The organism is Kribbella sp. NPDC051586, assembly GCF_044453965.1.
Classification (GTDB): Bacteria; Actinomycetota; Actinomycetes; order Propionibacteriales; family Kribbellaceae; genus Kribbella.
Genome location: NZ_JBITDF010000004.1, coordinates 195,989 through 215,096 on the forward strand (window position 1 = coordinate 195,989; position 19,108 = coordinate 215,096).

The 19,108-nt window shown below is 69.2% G+C and carries 19 protein-coding genes; 5 read left to right on the top strand and 14 right to left on the bottom strand.

Annotated elements, in window-relative coordinates; genetic code table 11:
* Window positions 1–104: 104 nt before the first annotated feature.
* The 7 genes from ACIA58_RS27680 to clpS all read right to left on the bottom strand — a co-directional run bounded on the left by ACIA58_RS27680 (window position 105) and on the right by clpS (window position 6,942).
* A complete protein-coding gene (locus tag ACIA58_RS27680; RefSeq protein ID WP_396406711.1) occupies window positions 105–1,052 on the bottom strand; it encodes a PLP-dependent cysteine synthase family protein in 948 nt (315 codons plus the stop codon).
* Window positions 1,053–1,065: 13 nt separating this feature from the next.
* Window positions 1,066–1,344 carry a MoaD/ThiS family protein gene (locus ACIA58_RS27685; RefSeq protein WP_396406712.1) on the bottom strand — a complete coding sequence of 93 codons (279 nt, stop codon included), beginning with the start codon at window positions 1,342–1,344 and terminating at the stop codon, window positions 1,066–1,068.
* 1 nt (window position 1,345) lies between these two features.
* On the bottom strand, window positions 1,346–1,819 hold the full coding sequence (locus tag ACIA58_RS27690) for a Mov34/MPN/PAD-1 family protein (RefSeq protein WP_396406713.1): 474 nt from the start codon (window positions 1,817–1,819) through the stop codon (window positions 1,346–1,348).
* A gap of 71 nt (window positions 1,820–1,890) precedes the next feature.
* A complete protein-coding gene (locus ACIA58_RS27695; RefSeq protein ID WP_396406714.1) occupies window positions 1,891–2,868 on the bottom strand; it encodes an aldo/keto reductase in 978 nt (325 codons plus the stop codon).
* A gap of 126 nt (window positions 2,869–2,994) precedes the next feature.
* Window positions 2,995–6,030: an isoleucine--tRNA ligase gene (ileS, locus tag ACIA58_RS27700; RefSeq protein WP_396406715.1), complete on the bottom strand. Its 3,036-nt coding sequence runs from the start codon at window positions 6,028–6,030 to the stop codon at window positions 2,995–2,997.
* 76 nt (window positions 6,031–6,106) lie between these two features.
* Entirely contained in the window at window positions 6,107–6,658 is a 552-nt protein-coding gene (locus ACIA58_RS27705; RefSeq protein ID WP_396406716.1) for a DUF2017 domain-containing protein, read from the bottom strand.
* Complete coding sequence (clpS, locus tag ACIA58_RS27710) at window positions 6,655–6,942, bottom strand: ATP-dependent Clp protease adapter ClpS (protein ID WP_137253255.1); 288 nt, start codon at window positions 6,940–6,942, stop codon at window positions 6,655–6,657. The genes ACIA58_RS27705 and clpS overlap by 4 nt, the downstream gene beginning before the upstream one ends.
* 94 nt (window positions 6,943–7,036) lie before the next feature.
* Here clpS and ACIA58_RS27715 point away from each other — a divergent pair, with 94 nt between their 5' ends.
* Complete coding sequence (locus tag ACIA58_RS27715) at window positions 7,037–8,326, top strand: nicotinate phosphoribosyltransferase (protein ID WP_396407825.1); 1,290 nt, start codon at window positions 7,037–7,039, stop codon at window positions 8,324–8,326.
* On the top strand, window positions 8,323–8,787 hold the full coding sequence (locus ACIA58_RS27720) for a MarR family winged helix-turn-helix transcriptional regulator (protein ID WP_396406717.1): 465 nt from the start codon (window positions 8,323–8,325) through the stop codon (window positions 8,785–8,787). Before ACIA58_RS27715 ends, ACIA58_RS27720 begins: the two co-directional genes overlap by 4 nt.
* A 9-nt stretch (window positions 8,788–8,796) precedes the next feature.
* Here the strand turns inward: ACIA58_RS27720 and ACIA58_RS27725 are convergent, their stop codons facing one another.
* Together ACIA58_RS27725 and ACIA58_RS27730 are read right to left on the bottom strand one after the other, a co-directional pair.
* Complete coding sequence (locus tag ACIA58_RS27725) at window positions 8,797–9,333, bottom strand: hypothetical protein (protein ID WP_396406718.1); 537 nt, start codon at window positions 9,331–9,333, stop codon at window positions 8,797–8,799.
* Window positions 9,334–9,771: 438 nt separating this feature from the next.
* Window positions 9,772–11,208, bottom strand: a complete 1,437-nt coding sequence (locus ACIA58_RS27730; RefSeq protein ID WP_396406719.1) for a gamma-aminobutyraldehyde dehydrogenase — start codon at window positions 11,206–11,208, stop codon at window positions 9,772–9,774.
* A 119-nt stretch (window positions 11,209–11,327) separates the two neighbouring features.
* Between ACIA58_RS27730 and ACIA58_RS27735 the strand changes: the two genes are divergently transcribed.
* Window positions 11,328–12,074 carry a FadR/GntR family transcriptional regulator gene (locus tag ACIA58_RS27735; RefSeq protein ID WP_396406720.1) on the top strand — a complete coding sequence of 249 codons (747 nt, stop codon included), beginning with the start codon at window positions 11,328–11,330 and terminating at the stop codon, window positions 12,072–12,074.
* The gene (locus ACIA58_RS27740; RefSeq protein WP_396406721.1) at window positions 12,071–12,790 is read left to right on the top strand and encodes a cache domain-containing protein; all 720 of its coding nucleotides are present in this window, start codon (window positions 12,071–12,073) and stop codon (window positions 12,788–12,790) included. Before ACIA58_RS27735 ends, ACIA58_RS27740 begins: the two co-directional genes overlap by 4 nt.
* Here ACIA58_RS27740 and ACIA58_RS27745 read toward each other — a convergent pair.
* On the bottom strand, window positions 12,760–13,998 hold the full coding sequence (locus tag ACIA58_RS27745; protein WP_396406722.1) for a D-arabinono-1,4-lactone oxidase: 1,239 nt from the start codon (window positions 13,996–13,998) through the stop codon (window positions 12,760–12,762). The two genes, ACIA58_RS27740 and ACIA58_RS27745, sit on opposite strands and share 31 nt — an antisense overlap.
* 82 nt (window positions 13,999–14,080) lie before the next feature.
* Here ACIA58_RS27745 and ACIA58_RS27750 point away from each other — a divergent pair, with 82 nt between their 5' ends.
* Window positions 14,081–15,076, top strand: coding sequence for a YdcF family protein (locus ACIA58_RS27750; protein WP_396406723.1), 996 nt, complete (start codon window positions 14,081–14,083; stop codon window positions 15,074–15,076).
* Here ACIA58_RS27750 and ACIA58_RS27755 read toward each other — a convergent pair.
* The 4 genes from ACIA58_RS27755 to ACIA58_RS27770 form a co-directional block, all read right to left on the bottom strand.
* The gene (locus tag ACIA58_RS27755) at window positions 15,073–15,837 is read right to left on the bottom strand and encodes a sulfite exporter TauE/SafE family protein (RefSeq protein ID WP_396406724.1); all 765 of its coding nucleotides are present in this window, start codon (window positions 15,835–15,837) and stop codon (window positions 15,073–15,075) included. The two genes, ACIA58_RS27750 and ACIA58_RS27755, sit on opposite strands and share 4 nt — an antisense overlap.
* Window positions 15,838–15,844: 7 nt before the next feature.
* On the bottom strand, window positions 15,845–17,101 hold the full coding sequence (locus tag ACIA58_RS27760) for an MFS transporter (protein WP_396406725.1): 1,257 nt from the start codon (window positions 17,099–17,101) through the stop codon (window positions 15,845–15,847).
* A gap of 131 nt (window positions 17,102–17,232) precedes the next feature.
* Window positions 17,233–17,892 carry a response regulator gene (locus tag ACIA58_RS27765; protein ID WP_396406726.1) on the bottom strand — a complete coding sequence of 220 codons (660 nt, stop codon included), beginning with the start codon at window positions 17,890–17,892 and terminating at the stop codon, window positions 17,233–17,235.
* Entirely contained in the window at window positions 17,889–19,013 is a 1,125-nt protein-coding gene (locus tag ACIA58_RS27770; protein ID WP_396406727.1) for a histidine kinase, read from the bottom strand. Before ACIA58_RS27770 ends, ACIA58_RS27765 begins: the two co-directional genes overlap by 4 nt.
* Between the last annotated feature and the right edge of the window lie 95 nt (window positions 19,014–19,108).

The window sequence follows — 19,108 nt, forward strand, 5'->3', positions numbered from 1 at the left end:
CCTAAATCCCCTTTTAGATGCCCAAGGCAACAAATGGCATCGCGCCCGGACCGGCCCTCCGCCCGCCGGCCCGGACTGTCCCTACCCCTGCACCCGAGCCCGGTTCAGGCCCAGAGTTGGCCTTCGAGCCGGTCCTCGGCCTCGTCGATCGTGCCTTCGTAGGCGCCGGTGGACAGGTACTTCCAGCCGCCGTCCGCGACGACGAACGCGATGTCCGCTGTCTCGCCGTCGCGCACGCACCTGGCCGCCTGGCCGAGCGCCGCGTGCAGGATCGCGCCGGTGGAGATGCCGGCGAAGATGCCCTCGTTGTCGAGCAGTTCGCGCACCCGCCGGACGGCGTCCCGCGGGCCGACCGAGAAGCGGCCGTCGATCAGCGTCTCGTCGTACAGCTCGGGGACGAAGCCCTCGTCGAGGTTGCGCAGGCCGTAGACGAGTTCGCCGTACCGCGGCTCGGCAGCGACGATCTTCACCTCGGGCTTGTGCTCGCGGAAGAACCGGCCGGCGCCCATCAGCGTGCCGGTCGTGCCGAGCCCGGCGACGAAGTGCGTCACGGACGGGAGGTCGGCGAGGATCTCGCGCGCGGTGCCGTCGTAGTGCGCGAGCGCGTTCGAGGGGTTGCCGTACTGGTAGAGCATCACCCAGTCCGGGTGGTCCTCGGCCACCTGCTTGGCCACCCGGACGGCTTCGTTGGACCCACCCGCGGCCGGGGACGAGATGATCTCCGCGCCCCACATCCGCAGGATCTGGCGGCGCTCCTCGGAGGTGTTCTCCGGCATCACACAGACCATCCGGTAGCCGCGCAGCTTGGCCGCCATCGCCAGCGAGATCCCGGTATTGCCCGACGTCGGCTCCAGGATCGTGTTGCCCGGACGGAGCCGGCCGTCCTTCTCCGCGTCGAGCAGCATCCGCAGCGCGGCCCGGTCCTTGATCGAGCCGGTCGGGTTGTGGTCCTCGAGCTTCGCCCACAGCCGCACGTCACCCGACGGCGACAGCTTCGGGAGGCCGACGAGCGGGGTGCCGCCGATCGAGTCGAGCAGGCTGTCGAAACGCATCGTCAGATACCGCTCAGCCGCCGGCGACCGCGGGCAGCACGACGACCACGTCGCCGTCCTTGACGCCGGTCTTCAGGCCGCCGGTGAACCGGACGTCCTCGTCGTTCACATAGACGTTCACGAACCGGCGCAGCTCCTCCGGCTCGCCCTCCACGATGCGCTCCTTGAGGCCAGGGTGGTTGCCGTTCACGTCGTCGATGAACTCGGCCAGGGTCGCGCCGTCACCGTTGACCGCCTTCGCGCCACTGGTGTAGGTGCGCAGGATCGTCGGCACGCGCAGCTCGATCGCCATCTCAGTGTTCTCCTTCAGAGCCTTCTTCAACTGACACTGCTTCATAGGAACCAACCACGCGTACTTCTTCTTCCGTGACCTCGGCGTCGACGATCCGGTACGAGCGGAACTCGACCGGCCCGTCGTACGCCGGGGAGTCCGCGCCGTCCCGCGTCGACACCAGCACGTAGTGCGCGCCGGGCTCCTGCGCGAGGTTGATGTCGGTGCGCGACGGGTACGCCTCGGTGGCGGTGTGCGAGTGGTAGATCACCACCGGCTCCTCGTCCCGCTCGCCCATCTCTTTGTAGAGCCGGAACAGATCACCCGAGTCGAACTCGTAGAACGTCGGAGACATGGCCGCATTCAGCATCGGGATGAACCGGGTGGCCCGATCCGACCCCTCCACCCCCGCGACCACACCGCACGCCTCGTCCGGATGATCCTTCCGGGCGTGCGCGACGATCGCGTCGTACGTCTCCTGCTCGATGACCAGCACGACTCCACGGTACGGCGACCGCGAGACCGACCCCGCCAACCGCGAAGTCGGTCCACGATGCGGACAGTGTGTTACCAGCGGTCGTGGAGCTGGGGCCGGATCAGCTCGTCGTAGGTGTCGCGGACGGCGGTCAACTGGTCCTCGGTGAGCGGGGCGAGGGTGGCGGCGGAGATGTTGCCGGTGACCTGCTCGGGGTTGCGGGCTCCCGGGATGACGACCGAGACGCCCGCTTGGTCGAGGATCCAGCGGAGGGCGAACTGGGCCATCGTGGCGCCGGCCGGGAGCCAGGGCATCAGGCGGCGGACGGCTTCCAGGCCGGTCGCGAAGTCCACGCCGGAGAACGTCTCGCCGACGTCGAACGCCTCGCCGTGCCGGTTGTACGTGCGGTGGTCGTCGGCCGAGAACGTGGTGTGCTCGTCGTACTTGCCGGAGAGCAGACCGCTGGCCAGCGGGACGCGGGCGATGATGCCGACGCCTGCCTGCTGAGCGGCGGGGAGCACCTCGTCGAGCGGCTTCAGACGGAAGGCGTTCAGGATGATCTGCACGGACGCGACGTTCGGCCGGGCGATCGCGGTGAGCGCCTCGGCGCAGGTCTCGACGCTCACCCCGTACGCCGCGATCCGGCCCTCGTCGACCATCGCGTCGAGCGCGTCGAACACCTCGTCGTTCGAGTACACGGGGGTGGGCGGGCAGTGCAGCTGGACCAGGTCGATCGTGTCGACGCCGAGGTTCTGGCGGGAGCGGTCGTTCCACGCGCGGAAGTTGTCCGGCGTGTAGTTCGCCGGCACCTGCTCGACCCGGCGGCCCATCTTCGTCGCGACGGTCAGCCCGTCGTGCGACTTCAGCACCTGCCCGACGAGTCGCTCGCTCCGTCCGTCGCCGTACACGTCCGCGGTGTCGATGAACGTGACGCCACCATCGATCGCCGCATGCAGTACGCCGAGCGCGTCGCCCTCGTCCACCGCGCCCCAGTCCGCGCCCAACTGCCACGCGCCGAGCCCGACCACACCCACATCGCGACCGGTCCGTCCAAGCCTCCGCGTCTCCATGCGGACCAGTGTCCCGTAGGCGGATCTCCAGCACTCACCAAGGTCCGTTGACGGGCTCGAGCGCGGGCGTGCTGAGCGTGCGGCCCGGCCCACCGGACCGGTTAGTGAGTGGTGGGCGTCCGCCGCCTAAGCCTTCTCGAGACCCACCGTCAGCTCCGGGCCCTCACCAACGTCGACGGCCACCGCCAGCGTCTCCGTCATGATGAGCTCGCGGTGTGCCTCGACTGCTGGCAAGGTGCCGGGGTCGACGGTGAGCGAAACTCGCACTCGGTCGGTGACCTCGAGGCCGGCGTCTCGGCGCGCCTGCTGGATGGAGCGGATGATGTCGCGGGCGACGCCTTCCGCTTCGAGCTCGGGGGTGAGCGTCGTGTCGAGCACGACGAAGCCGCCGCCGGCCAGCAATCCGCTCGCGGTCTGGTCGTCGGCCAGCGTGGTCTCCAGGGTGTACTCGCCGTCCTGCAACTCGATGCCCCCGGCAACCACCACGCCGTCGGCGGACACTGACCAGTCGCCGCTCTTGGAGGCCTTGATCGCCTGCTGCACGTCCCGTCCCAAGCGCGGGCCGGCTGCCCGGGCGTTCACCGTCAACCGCCGCTCCACCCGGGTGCCGCCGCCGTCCGCCGGGGTCAGCACGACCTCACGGACGTTCACCTCGGCGGCGATCAGCGGCACCAGCGACTGCAGGTCCGCGGACGTGGCAACGGTCAGCTTGAGCAACGGCTGGCGGGCCCGGATCCCTGCTGCCTTCCGGATCGACGACGCCACCGAGCAGACCTCGCGGGCGCGCTCCATCCGCTCGACCAGTTCGGGGTCGTCGGGGAGGCCGGCTGTGGTGGGCCATTCGGTCAAGTGCACGGAGCGTCCGCCGGTGAGGCCGCGCCAGATGTCCTCGGTCACCAGCGGGAGCAGCGGTGCCGCCGTACGGCACAAGACCTCGAGGGCTGTGTACAGCGTGTTGATCGCGTCCTGCGAGCCGGACCAGAAACGGTCCCGCGAGCGGCGGATGTACCAGTTGGTGAGAATCTCGGTGTAGCCCTGGACCGCATCACAAGCAGAGGCGATGTCGTAGCGGTCGAGGTGGGTCTGGACGTCGGCGACCAGCGTGCGGAGGCTTGCCAGCAGGTACCGGTCCAGGACGTGCGGCGACGTGGTGGACCAGGTGCCCTCGGTGTCGGCGGCGTTGGCGTACAGGGTGAAGAAGGACCAGGCGTTCCAGAGCGGGATCAGGGTCTGGCGGACGCCGTCGCGGATCGCCTGTTCGGTGACGATCAGGTTGCCGCCGCGCAGGATCGGGCTCGACATCAGGAACCAGCGCATCGCGTCCGCGCCGTCGCGGTCGAAGACCTCGGTCACGTCCGGGTAGTTCCACAGCGACTTGCTCATCTTCTGCCCGTCGTTCCCGAGCACGATCCCGTGGCTCAGGCACGACCGGAACGCCGGCCGGTCGAACAACGCCGTCGACAACACGTGCAGCGTGTAGAACCACCCACGCGTCTGCCCGATGTACTCGACGATGAAGTCACCCGGGAAGTGGTCCTCGAACCAGTCGGTGTTCTCGAACGGGTAGTGCACCTGCGCGAAACTCATCGACCCCGAGTCGAACCAGACGTCCAGCACATCCGGCACCCGCCGCATCGTGGAGCGCCCGGTCGGGTCGTCCGGGTTCGGCCTGGTCAGCTGGTCGACGTACGGTCGATGCAGGTCCGTCACCTCGACGCCGAAGTCCCGCTCCAGCTCCTCGATCGAGCCGTAGACGTCGATGCGCGGGTACGCCGGGTCGTCGGACCGCCAGACCGGGATCGGCGAACCCCAGAACCGGTTGCGGCTGATCGACCAGTCGCGCGCGTTCGACAGCCACTTGCCGAACTGCCCGTGCTTGACGTGCTCCGGCACCCAGGTGATCTGCTCGTTGAGCTCGACCATCCGGTCCCGGATCCGGGTCACCTCGACGAACCAGCTCGAGACCGCCTTGTAGATGAGCGGATTCCGGCAGCGCCAGCAGTGCGGGTAGCTGTGCACGATGCTGTCCTCGCGCACGAGCGCCCCGGCCGCGCGCAGGTCACGGATGATCGGCCGGTTCGCCTCGAAGACATGCAGACCTTGGTACGGTGGAACGACCGAGGTGAAATGCGCCGCGTCGTCGACGGTCAGCACCGTGGGGATCCCGACGGCCTCACACGCGAGCTGGTCCTCCTCGCCGTACGCCGGGGCCAGGTGGACGACGCCCGTACCGTCCTCGGTGGTCACGTGGTCGGCCGCGATCACCTGGAACGCGTTGGCGGTGCCGGCGAGAAAGTCGAACAACGGGGTGTAGCGCCGGCCGATCAGCTCGGCGCCGGTGAGCCGCCGGACGACGTCGGTGTACCCGTACGCGGCCAACCGGGCCTCGGCCAGAATCGTCTCCCGGCCGTCCACCAGCACAACCGCGTAGTCCACGTCAGGTCCGACCGCCATCGCGAGGTTGCTGGGCAGGGTCCACGGGGTGGTCGTCCACGCGAGCAGGCGTTCGCCGGTCTCGAGCTCGACCGCGATCGTGACCGACGGGTCCTGGCGCGGCTGGTAGACGTCGTCGTCCATCCGGAGTTCGTGGTTGGACAGCGGGGTCTCGTCGTTCCAGCAGTACGGGAGGACGCGCAGCCCTTCGTACACCAGGCCCTTGTCGTAGAGCGTCTTGAACGCCCAGATCACCGACTCCATGTAATCGGGGTTGAGTGTCTTGTAATCGTGCTCGAAATCGACCCACCGCGCCTGCCGGGTCACGTAGCTGCGCCACTCGTCGGTGTACTTGAGCACCGACGCCCGGCACGCGTCGTTGAACTTCTCGATCCCCAGCTGCAGGATCTCCGCCTTCGTCTTCAGCCCGAGCACCCGCTGAGCCTCCAGCTCCGCCGGCAGCCCATGCGTATCCCAGCCGAACCGCCGCTCCACCCGATGCCCCCGCATCGTCTGGTACCGCGGCACGACGTCCTTCACGTACCCCGTCAGCAGATGCCCATAGTGCGGCAACCCGTTGGCAAACGGCGGGCCGTCATAAAAGACGAACTCATCCTCGCCTTTCAGCGACGCCCGGAAAGTCCCATCCCCCTCCCAGTACTCGAGCACCCCACGCTCAACCCCAGGAAACTCCGGCACCCCGACCCTCGGATAACTCACCCCCCGCATGCTACGCAGGAGACCATCTCAACCGCCCGCGCCGAAGGCGCTGACAAACAGCCGCCGCCGGAGGTGGTGGCCTCTGTTAGCGCATGTTGTGGAGGAGGGCTGACTGGAGGTAGCCGAGCCAGTCGTACAGGTCGTAGGTGAGGCGGCGGGGGTCTTCGTCGGGGAGTTTCTCCCAGGTGGAGTAGTCGTCCTCGTCCTTGATGTCCAGGCGGGTGCCGATGGCCAGGCGGAGGTCGTTCAACGCCCGGAGCCAGGACAGCTGCTCGTCGGGCTCCAGCGCGATCTCGTCGGCGCCGGACTCCTCCAGGGCCGACAGGACCCGCTTCGCGTCGGTGACCTTGCCTTCGCGCAGGCCCCGCTCGGTGAAGCGGCGGAACTCCGCCGACGCCATGTCGTCGGTCTTGTACGCGTCCGGCAGCAGCCGCTGGAGTACGACGTCCTCCGGCGGCGACGTCGGCCCGTCCGACTCCAGCAGCGCCGCGAGCGGGTCCGAGGACTCGGCCGAGCGCGGCGGCAGGCCGTCGTACAGCAGCTCGACCAGGTTGCGGAGCAGGTTCGCCAGGATGTCCGCCTCGTGTTCGGCGAAACTGACGACGACGGTCTTGCGGCGCTTGCGGAACCGCGTCACGACTTCTCGCAGGTGGCCCACAGGCCGTAGGAGTGCATCGCTTCCACGTCGCGTTCCATCGCTTCCCGGTTGCCGTTCGAGACCGCGGACTTGCCTTCCTGGTGCACCTGCAGCATCAGCTTCTCCGCCTTCTGCTTGGAGTAGCCGAAGTACGTCTGGAACACGAACGTGACGTAGTCCATCAAGTTCACCGGATCGTTCCAGACGATCGTCATCCAGGGCGGGCTCAGCTGGATCGCCTCGGTGACCTCGGGGCTCTCCAGCTCGCTCGGTGCGGTGCTCACCTGTCCATTCTCCCCATCATCGGTTCCGGCTTCGCAATAGGCTGCCTCTGTGACCCACTCGACGGCACTTCTCACGGACCACTACGAGCTGACGATGCTGCAGGCCGGCCTGGCCGACGGCACGGCGCAACGCCGCTCGGTCTTCGAGCTGTTCGCCCGCCGCCTGCCCGACGGCCGCCGGTACGGCGTGGTGGCCGGCGTGAACCGGCTGCTCGACGCGCTCGAGCGGTTCCGCTTCGACGAGCAGACGATCGCCTTCCTGGCCGATCGCGGCGTCGTGGACCAGGCTACCCGGGACTGGCTGGCGGACTACCGGTTCACCGGAGACATCTCCGGATACGCCGACGGGGAGATCTTCTTCCCCGGCTCCCCGGTGCTCGTGGTCGAGTCGTCGTTCGCCGAGGCAGTGCTCCTGGAAACCGTTTTCCTGTCGATCCTGAACCACGACTCCGCAGTCGCCTCGGCGGCGTCGCGGATGACTTGGTGGGCCGGTGGGCGGCCCTGTATCGAGATGGGCTCACGGCGTACCCACGAAGAGGCAGCGGTCGCCTCGGCGCTGGCGGCGTACATCGCCGGCTTCACCGCAACGTCGAACCTGGAGGCAGCCCGCCGGTTCGGCATCCCGAGCACCGGTACGGCGGCGCACTCGTTCACGCTGCTGCACGACCGGGAGCGGGACGCCTTCCGCTCCCAGGTCGAGGCGCTCGGCAAGGGCACCACGCTGCTGGTCGACACGTACGACGTGGCCGAGGCCGTCCGGACCGCGATCGAGCTGACCGGGCCGGACCTGGGCGCGGTGCGGCTGGACTCCGGCGACCTGCCGTCGCTGGCCGGTCAGGTCCGCGAGCAGCTGGACTCGCTCGGCGCGACCAAGACGCGGATCATCGTGACGAGCGACCTGGACGAGTTCCAGATCGCGGCGCTCGCCCCGGCGCCGGTCGACGGGTACGGCGTAGGCACGTCGCTGGTCACCGGCTCCGGGTACCCGACCTGCGGATTCGTGTACAAGCTGGTCGCGCGGGAGGACGAGAGCGGGACGCTGGCGCCGGTTGCCAAGAAGAGCCCGGACAAGATCTCGATCGGCGGCCGGAAGTGGGCGCTGCGGCGGCGCTCGGCGGCCGGCGTCGCGGAGATCGAGCTGATCGGGGTCGGCGAGCAGCCGGTCGACGACGGTGACGACCGGGTGCTGCTGCGGCCGCTGGTCGAGGCGGGCAAGATCATCGGCCGGACCACTCCCGAGGAGTCGCAGGCCTTCCACCAGAAGGTCCGCGACGAGCTCCCCCGCTCCGCCAGCCAACTCAGCCGCGGCGAGCCCGCCATCCCCACGGAGTACGAAGGCGACTACGACGCCCGCAACCCGTTCCACCCCCGGAGCCACACGTGAGTACTGCGCCCGGCCAGGCGGGATGGTCGGCGGACGCGCCTGCTGATGAGGCGGATGTGCTGGTTGCGCTGCGGTTCGCGGAGCGTGCGGCGCGGAAGGCGGTGGCCGAGGAGATGGCCGGGAGTGGGCTGCACACCGGGCAGGAGCTGGTGCTGGCGAAGCTGCTGCACCACGGCTCGCTCCCGGTAGCGAAGCTCGCGAAGGTGCTCGACGTCGAAGTACCGACCGCGACCAAGACCACCCAGCGGATGGAGGCCGCCGGTCTCGTACGCCGGGTCAAGAGCGCGGCCGACGCCCGCCAGGTCGGCATCGAGCTGACCGACCGCGGTGTCGAGCTCGCCGACACGGTCCAGGAGATCTACGACCGCGCCGGCCGCCGCGCCCTCGCCGCCCTCTCCCCCGAAGACCGTCGCATCATGCGCAACCTCCTCTGGACCATCACCAGCACCCTCGAGCCCTGACGTGTACGCCTAGATCGGAATCCCGGGGAGGCTCGGCGGTGCGTTGAAGCTCCGCCGCTGCCGAACAGTCATCCCGGCGGCACCGGCGACAAAGACGGCAGCGAACAGCCAGAAGTGGTCGGCCACGTCCCACGGCAGGACCTCGGCGAGGATCAGAAGTACAACCTCAGAGAAGAGCCCCAGGAGGAGCAGCGCGATGGCGACGACGAAGGTGGCCTCCATCTCCGTGGTCGCACGGCCGCGTCGCAGCCGCCAGCCGCAGACGAAGATCGTGACCAGGCCGCTGGATGCCAGGACCAGCGCCAGGATGTCGGGTCCGCTCCCGTTGACCGGAGCCCTCCTGGTCTCCTGGGCGGCGCCGTGGCCCGTGATCTCGGTCAGCCGGCCCCGCCAGACCGTGCCCATCACCCGGTCGCCGTCGGCGAGCTTCTCCAGGACAGGGCCGCTATGGCCGAAGTCCGTGATCCACCTGACGCCCGACGCGCTGGTCAGGACAGCGCTGCGCTCGCCCTTCTTGTACTCCGGGACGACCTGAACGTCGGACACAGTGAACTCCTCCGTCCACCGGCATTCGGCCGGTGCGGACGGAGCCACCGTGCAGGGCGGCTCAGTCTGGTACGCGTGTAGCTCACGGACGTTGTCCGGCGCTACCACCGTGCTGAGGTCGGCGGCGAAGCCGACCAGGGCAACACCGCCCAGGAGAACGAAAATCGTCGTGACAGTTTTGTCGAGGATCCCCACATCTCTCTGACGCGAAAAACGGGCGTTCTGTAGGCGGACCGCCGGTGTGATCCGCGCGACATCCCTCCGTCAGCGACCGGCGCCCAGCGATTCGGCGTCGCCGGACAGTTTCTGTGCCCTCGGTCAGGTCGAGATCGATCCCGTCGACCGCGGTGACGTCCCCGAACGTCTTCCGCAGACCGCGCAGGCTGACGGCCGTGGCATCGGTCACGGCCTTCACCTGCTCGTCGGTGGTCAACGCCGTCATCCGATCGCCGACATCACGTGCTTCACCCGGGTGTAGTCCTCGACGCCGTACATCGACAGGTCTTTGCCGTGACCGGAGTGCTTGAAGCCACCGTGCGGCATCTCGGCCACCAACGGGATGTGCGTGTTGATCCAGACGCAGCCGAAATCGAGCGCCTTGGACATCCGCAGGGCCCGGGAGTGGTCGGTGGTGAACACACTCGCCGCGAGCCCGAACTGTACGTCGTTGGCCTTCTGCAGCCCCTCGTCGTCGTCGGCGAACGACTGCACGGTGATGACCGGCCCGAACACCTCGTCCTGGATCATCTCGTCGTCCTGATGCAGTCCGGTGACGACCGTCGCCTCGAGGAAGTAGCCGTCGGCAAGGGGTCCGCCCGGTCGTTCACCGCCGAGCGCGATCGTGCCGTGCTCGGGCATCCGGGCCAGGAAGCCGCGGACCCGATCCAGTTGCAGGCTGCTGTTGAGCGGGCCGAAGAGCGCGTCGGCGTCATCGGCGAGCCCTGGCTTCGCATTGGCCCGGGCCCAGTCGACCAGCGTCTGCACGAACTCGTCGTGGACGGAGGCATGGACCAGGACACGGCAGGCCGCCGTACAGTCCTGGCCGGCGTTGAAGAAGCCGGCGACCCCGATCGCCTCAGCGGCGGCTGCGAGATCCGCGTCGGCGAAGACGACCACCGGCGCCTTGCCGCCCAGCTCGAGGTGGGTGCGTTTCAGATCGAGAGCCGCCGTGCTCGCGACCTCCGAGCCGGCCCGGGTGGAACCGGTGATGCTGACCAGGCCCGGCGTCGGATGCCCGACCACGGCCTGGCCGGTCCCCCGGTCGCCGCAGACGACGTTGAAGACGCCGGGCGGCAGTACCTCGGCCGCCAGCTCGGCGAGCATCGCGGTCGTCACCGGCGTGGTTTCGGCCGGCTTCAGCACGAGCGTGTTCCCGGCGGCGAGGGCCGGCCCGATCTTCCAGACCGCCATCATCATCGGGTAGTTCCACGGCGTGATCTGGCCGACGACGCCGATCGGCTCACGGCGGATCCAGGAGGTATGGCCGGCCAGGTACTCGCCGGCCGATTTGCCTTCGAGCATCCGGGCGGCGCCGGCGAAGAAGCGCAGCTGATCGACCATGACCGCGAGCTCCTCGGTCCTGGTCAGCTCCAGCGGCTTCCCGGTGTTCTCCGACTCGGCCGCGACAAGATCGTCGCCGCGCGCCTCGACCAGGTCGGCGAACCGGAGCAGCATGCGCTGCCGCTCGGCCGGAGTGATCCCGCCCCAGCTCGGCACGGCGGCCGCCGCGGCCCGGTAGGCGTCGTCCACGTCCTCCTCGCTGGACAGTGGAGCCGTGCCGAAGACCTTGCCCGTGGCCGGGTCGACCAGCTCACTGGTCGCGCCGCTGTGCGCGTCCCGCAGCTCTGCATTGATCAGGTTCCGCACTGTTCTCATCAGCACTCCCGAACGCCGGTTGGGCGTAAACATATGAAATCGGATGTTAAAGTTCAAGCGATCGGCGACAATGTCCGCGACCTGTTTCGAAGTCGTGTCGTGAGGGTTGGTGAGACCGGATGGCGCTGCGGTTCTACGGCAGTGGCGCGGCGGCGGTGTTCGCACCGCTGGAGACGCTCAGCCGCTCGGAACTGGTGGCCCGCCGGCTGACCGACGCGATCGCGCTCGGCCTCGTCCCCGACTCCGGGCAGCTGCCGGGCGAGACCGACCTGGCCGGCATCTTCGGCGTCTCCACCACCACGATCCGCGAGGCCCTCTCGTCCCTGCGGCAGCGCGGCCTGATCGACACCCGCCGGGGTCGCGGCGGCGGCAGCTTCGTCCGCGCCCACCAGGAGATGACGACCGCGATCGTCCGCGATCGGCTGGCAGAGCTGAGCCTCGCGCAACTGCGGGACCTCGGCGACCACTACGGCGCGATCGCGGGCACGGCTGCCCGGCTCGCGGCCGAGCGGGCCACGTCGGACGACGTACGACGACTCACCGCGGTCTGCGACAGCCTGGAGAACGCCGAAGGTCTGGGCGGACGCCGGCGGGCGGACGCGCAGTTCCACATCGAGGTGGCCGCGACCGCGCAGTCGACCCGGCTCTACCGGGCCGAGGTGAGCCTGCAGGCCGAGGTCGGCACGCTGCTCTGGCTCGCGTTCGGCGACGACGAGAGCCACCGCCGGACGGTGCTGAGCTGCCGCGACGTGGTCGCCGCGATCGGCCGAACCGACGGCGACGCGGCCCGCACCGCCGCGGAGGTTCGCGTGGCCGACTCGACGGCACGCCTGATCGACCTCAGACTGGCGTTGGAGGACACATGAGCACAGAGTCTTTGACCCTCGACGCCGGTCTCGAGACGGTGCTCGAGTTGGTCGAGTCCGTGGTCGGGGAGGCGTTCGGGCTGGCAGAGCGGATCAGCGCGGCGACCGCGGCCGTCTTCGACCGGCAGCCGACCGTCCGCCGCGCGGACCTCGGCGGCGTGCTCGAGCTGGTCCAGCCCACGCTGGAGGCCCCGGCCGCGTTGATCCAGGGCGCCGGCTTCGTCGCGGCGATCGACGCACTGGCCGATGCCCAGTGGTGGCTCGAGTGGTTCATGCTCAGCAACGGCGTCACCGAGCGCCTGATCGTCGACACCGATCCGCGCGGCGAGAACTTCTACGACTACGAGGCTCTGCCCTGGTACGACGTGCCGCAGCGGACCGGCCATCGGCACATCACCGGCCCGTACGTCGACTACCTCTGCACCGACGACTACACGCTGACCTTCACCGTGCCGGTCGTCGTGCGGGACCGGTTCGTCGGCGTGGCCGGGGCCGATGTCCGGGTCTTCACCTTCGAGAAGGCGATCCTGCCGTGCCTGCGGGCGACCCAGCGGAAGGTTGCCATTGTCAACGATCAGGGCCGGATCGTGCTCAGCAACAGCGCCCCGCCACGTCGGCGGCACGTTGCTGCGGACACCGGCCCCGGCGTACCGGATCGAGGATCTCCCGCTGTCGCTGGTCGAGCTCAGCTCGTAGGCAGGAACGTGTCGAGGTAGGAGTTGCGGAACTTACCCGCCGGGTCGTACTTCGCCGCCAGCGCGACGAAGTCCTGCACCTTGGGGTAGCGCTCGGCCAGCGTGGCGGCGTCGGCCGCGAAGACCTTGCCCCAGTGCGGTCGTACGTCGAGCGGCGCGAGGGCCTCCTCCAGCGTGGCGACGACCGGTCGGACCGCGGCCTCGTCCTGGATCCAGGTGAAGTGCAGCGCCACGGTGTCCCGGCCCTGACTCGGGCTCAACCACAGCTCGTCGGCGGCGATCGTCCGCACCTCGGACACCTGGATGATCGGCGCGAACCGGCTGCCCAGAGACCGCAGTACCTCGAAGGCCTCCGGAGCCCGCTCGCGCGGCACGAAGTACTCCGACTGCAGCTCGTCCCCGTTGCTCGGGGTGAACTCGAGCCGGAAGTGCGGGAGCCGCTCGTTCCACGGGCCCGGTACGCCGCCCTGCTGGGTCGCGTAGTCGGCCGGCATCACCTTGATCGGGTGCCGCGCCCCGTCCGCGAGCCGAGCACCCAGCCACTGCGGCGCAGGCTCGCCGAGATCACGCGACTTGCGCCAGACCATCACGTCCGGGTCGACCCAGTCCGTGAATGCGCTCACGCTGTACGCGCTCCCCATCACCTCGGCGAAGTCCGACCCGAGGCGCTCCACCGGCAACCCGTCGTACACCACCTGGCTGATCTGGTACGACGGTTGCACGTCGAGCGTCATGCTCACCGTCACCCCGAGCGCGCCCAGCGAGATTACCGAGCCGGCGAAATCCGGGTCCTCGCGGGTCAGCGTGACGAGCTCGCCGTCCGCGTTCACGAACGTGATCGCGTTGACCGCGTCAGCCAGCGGCCGGTTGGTGTCACCCGACCCGTGCGTCCCGGTCGAGCAGGCGCCGGCCACGGAGATGTGCGGCAGCGAGCCGAGGTTGTGCAGCGCGAGCCCTTGGGCCTGCAGCGCCGCCGTGATCTCGCCGTACCGCATCCCGGCCGAGACGGTCACGCCACCGTCGCCGACCTCGGCGACCGCCGGCAGGTCGGCCACGCTCACCAGTGTGCCGGCGCTGTCCGCGAGCCGGTTGAACGAGTGCCCGGTGCCGAGCACCCGCACCTTCTCCGCCGCGGCGACCAGCTCCTGCAGCTCCTCGACCGACCGCGGCCGGCGCAGTTCGGAAGCAAAGCTGATGTTCCCCGCCCAGTTCGTCAGTCCGCCGCTCATGCCGATCAGCCTCGCACACGCGGGACACTCACGAATCCCCGGTTCCAGCAACTGGTCGGCCCGCCGTGATTTCATGTGGCCGATGTACGCCTTCGCTGTCGCCGCGTTCTGGTTCGTCGTGTTCGTGGTCAGCTTCCTGCGGGACCGGCGGCTGTTCAAGAACGGGATCTTCCTGGTCCTGACGCTGATGTTCACCGGCATCGGCCTGATCTTCGTGGTCGACGCGTTCAACGACACCGCGGCCCGGTGGCTGGTGCTGGCGATCCTCGCCGTCATCCCGCTCGCGATCGCCGTACTCGCGGTGTTCCTGGTGGTCAACGGCATCACAATGTTGCGCCGTGAGGGCCGTCGGCCGAAGAATCTGCTGTCGCTGCTGGCCGGACTGGGCATCATCGGGTTCGTCGTGTTCAGCGTGGTCGTGCAGAAGATCGGCTGGGAGCCGCTGGCGGCGCTGCGATCGGTGCTGATCGGGGTGCTGACCTACATCGCGTTCCTGTTCGTCTGCTTCCTGGCGTACGCGTTCGTCTACAGCCGGGTCCGCTCGTCCCGGAAGGTCGACTACCTGATCGTGCTCGGCGCCGGTCTGCGCGGCGCGCGGGTCCCGCCGCTGCTGGCCAGCCGGCTCGACCGTGCCAAGCAGGTGTACGACCGGGCGCTGCGCCGGGGCCGTACGCCGACGCTGATCACGTCCGGCGGCCAGGGCCCGGACGAGGACGTCCCCGAGTCGCACGCGATGGCGACGTACCTGATCGAGCGTGGCGTCCCCGGCGAACAGATCCTGCGCGAGGACCGGTCGACCAGCACGATGGAGAACCTGACCTTCAGCCGCGAGTTGATGGCCGCGCGTACGCCGAAGTACCGCTGCCTGATCGTGACGAACAACTTCCACGCCTTCCGCGCCGCCATGACCGCCCGCAAGGCCAAGGTGAACGGCCAGGTCATCGGCTCCCCCACCGCCGCGTACTACTGGCCGACGGCAACCATCCGGGAGTTCGTGGCGATCCTGTTAAGCCACCCGTACCTCAACGGCGGCATCTGCCTACTGATCGCCGTCGCCGCCGTCCTGCAGCACTTCTAACGCAACATGAGGACGGCGGCTACTACGCCGGCGATGACGATCAGGACGCGTAGGACAGTGGCGGGGAGGCGGCGGCCGATGTGGGCGCCGGCGTAGCCGCCGACGATGGAGCCGAGGGCGAGCAGGCCGGACGCGGCCAGGTTGAGGTCCGCGATGAAGATGAAGATGGTGCCGGCGACGAGGTTCGCCGCCAGCAGGGCCAGGGTTTTCAGGCCGTTGACGATCCGGAGCTCCAGGTCGAGTCCGATCCCGAGGACAGCCATCATCATGACGCCGGCACCCGCGCCGAAGTAGCCGCCGTACACACCGGTCAGCGCGGTGAACACGGTGGTTGCCGGTGACATCGATCGCGGCGTGCCGTGCGGGTGGTCGGACCGGGCCCGCAGCCACCGCGAGATCCACGGCTGGACGCCGACGATCAGGCAGGTGAAGAGGATCAGCCACGGTGCCGCCGACGCGAACACCCGCGACGGCAGCGCCAGCAGCAGCGCGGCACCACCGATCGCGCCGACGGCACAGATCACGACGACAGCAACCGTCTGATGACGCGGCACCTCACGCAGTTCGCGCCGGTACCCGAACGCGCCACTCAACGCACCCGGCAGCAGACCGAGCGTGTTCGACGCGTTCGCGACCACGGGCGGGATCCCCAACGCGATCAGCACCGGGAAGCTCAGCAACGACGCGACCCCGACGGTCGACGTCAGGATGCCCGCACCCAGCCCGGCACCGACGACGGCCAACTGCTCCGGTCCCGTCACGTTGTCCTCATCGCGCCAGACTACGACTCAGCCGCATGAGGCACAGCGGCGACAGGAACAGCCAGACCGTCGCCACGAGCAGCGCGGTACGGATGCCGGCCACCCCGGCCAGGGCGCCACCGAGCAGTGCGCCGAACGGCGTCAGTCCCATTCCAAGAAAGTTGATCGTAGCAACGACCCGGCCTTGGACCTCCAATGGCGTAACGAGTTGCCGTACCGCCGTCACCGCCACGTCGACGGACTGACTGAGCGCGCCGAACAGCACGTTGATCACGATCAACGCGGCCACCGTCGACGGCCCCGAACCATGCAGCGCCGACGTGACGAGCATCACGAGATCCGAGATCAACGCGGCGAAGACCACGACCGGGCCGTACCCGAAACGCCGCGGCAACCACGCCGACACCAGCGAGCCGATCAGCACGCCCGGCCCGAACGACGCCAGTTCCAGGCCGACCAACGCGCTCGGCAGGCTGAGCGTGCGACTCAGGAAGAGCAGGTAGACCGTCGTCAGCGCGGTGAACCCGAACTGGTAAACACAGGTCGCCGCCGCGATCGCCCGCAACGACGCGTCGTGAACCACGATCCGCAAACCCTCCCCGATCTGCCGCAGCACACCGGTGCGCGGAACGCCGGTGGTGGTCCGATTGCGAATCTGGGCGACCGACACACTCGAGCACGCGAAGAACACCGCGCTCGCGAGCACGGCGAACGGCGCCGTCAGCAGCGACACCAGCCCACCGCCGAGCGCCGGCCCCGAGATCTGCGCGGCCGACCGCGTCGTCTCCAGCATGCTGTTGCCTTGGGCAAGCTGATTCCGCTCGACCAGGCGCGGCAACGCAGACTGGTACGCAACGTCGAAGCAGACCGTGAACACCCCGGCCACGAAGCCCACGCCGTACAGGAACGGCAGCCCGAGCCCGAGCCCCAACGGGACCGAGGCGAACACCAGCGCCCGACCGAGATCCGCGGCCACCAGCACGGTCCGGAAACGCCACCGGTCGACCAGTACGCCGACCACCAGCGAGAACAGCAGGATCGGGAGTTGTTGCACGGAGCGCAGTACGCCGAGTTGGGCGGCACTGGCGCCGAGCGAGGTGACCGCGACCAGCGGCACGGTCACCTGGGCGGCGAAGCCCGCGAGTTGTGATGCGCTCTGGCCGATCCAGAGCCGGACGAAATCACGATGCGTCCACAGCGACACGAAGAAGTCCCAGGAGTTCCGGCCCGGGGCATACCCGGGTAAGGGGAGGTGCCACTGCACAAAGGCTCTGCAGGCGGCACGCGATGACGGTTGCGGTCAGCGCGTGCCCGGTTGGCCGGGCATCCCCAACTCCTCCACGGATCGACTCGAAGGTCTCGACTCCAAGGTCCCGACCCCGCGGCCAGCCTAGATCATCGCCGCCGCGGCCGCACCAGACTTGATTCGTACGCCGCGATCACCAGCTGAGCCCGGTCGCGGGCGTGCAGCTTGGCGAGCAGATGCCCGATGTGGGTCTTCACCGTGCCGTGGCCGACGTGCAGATGCTCGCAGATCTCCTTGTTCGACAGTCCGCGGGCGATCAGCGACAACACCTCCCGCTCGCGGTCGGTCACCCCGTCCAGAGCGGTCGACGGCGCCCGGCCCGGCTCGGCGAGGCGGGCGAACTCCGCGATCAGGCGCCGCGTGACGGACGGCGCGAGCAGCCCTTCCCCGGCGGCGACGACTCGGATCGCCTGCAGCAGGTCGGCCGGCGGCACGTCCTTCAGCAGGAAGCCGCTCGCCCCGGCCCGCAGGGCGGCGTACACGGAATCGTCCAGGTCGAACATGGTCAGGATCAGCACCCGCGGCGTCGGCCCGGCCGCACAGATCTGCCGGGTGGCCTCGATGCCGTCCAGCCGCGGCATCCGCACGTCCATCAGGACCACGTCCGGCCGCAACTGCTTGCACAGCTCGACCGCCTCGGCCCCGTCCGCCGCCTCGCCGACCGTCGTCAGGCCGGGCGTGGTGTCGATCAGTACGCGGAAGCTGCCCCGCAACAACGCCTGGTCGTCCGCGACCAGCACCCGGATCATGTGCCCACCCGCTGGTACGGCAGCCGTACGACGACCTCGAACCCGCGACCGTCCCGCGGTCCGGCGTGGTACGTCCCGTCGTACATGCTCACCCGCTCCCGGATCCCGATCAGACCGTGCCCTTCCACCGCGGCTCCCCCGGCCCCGTCATCGGTCACCTGCAGTCGTACGCCGTTCGCGTCGGCGCGAACCGTCACCTGGCATCGGCCGGCCTGCGCGTGCTTCGTCACGTTGGTCAGGCACTCCTGCACGATTCGATGGACGGTCAGCTCAACCGCTTCCGGCAACGGCGCGGGAACGTCGATGTCGAGCTCGACCCGTACTCCGGTCGACTCGACGCGGGCGACCAGCTCCGGCAACGCGGCCAAGCCGGCCGGTGGGGCGAGGTCGGCAGGCTCGCTCGACGTACGCAGGAGGCCGAGCATGTGCCGCAGGTCCACCAGAGCGTCGCGGCTGGTCGACTCGATCACCGACAAGGCGTCGGACACCTCCTCCGGACGCACCGCCAGGACGTGGTTCGCGACACCGGCCTTGACCGCGATCAGACCCATGCTGTGGGCAACGATGTCGTGCAGCTCGCGGGCGATCCGCAGCCGCTCGTCGGCCACGGCCCGCTCGGCCAGCGCCTGCGCCGCCCGGGCTGCGGCTGCCCGGCGGTCCCTGATGACCCGACCGAGCATCCACGCGCCGTACAGCGCGGCGAACCCGGTCAGCACCAGCCCCACGTCCGTCCGCCCTGCCGGTGCACCCGCGACCAGCGCGAGGATCAGCACGACCAGACCGGCGCTGCCCGCCAAGCCGATCAACCGGCGGCTGGAGAGCGGCCGCGGCGACGCACGGGTGAGGGCGACGACGTACAGAACGTAGGCCGCGGCGAGCAGTGGATCACGCAGTACGTCGGCGGCGACGGCGATCGCCGAAACGAAAGCCACCACTCCCAGCGCAGGCAACGGCCAGATCCGCCGGACCGCGATCGGCAGCGCGAGCCCGAGTGCGACGACGACCGGCCAGCCGAGTCCGGTCGCCGACGTGACGAGCAGGACGGCGTACCCGATCGCGACGACACCGTCGGCAAGGATCAGCTGCCGGCGGGTCAGCCCGCAGTCCGCGCCCTCTGTCACAGGTCGAACCTAACCGAGCCGACGGACCATCACCTCGGACCGAGGTCCGTCGGCCCGTGGTCCGATGTGCGGCTCGCGGATCCGCGAAACCTTGG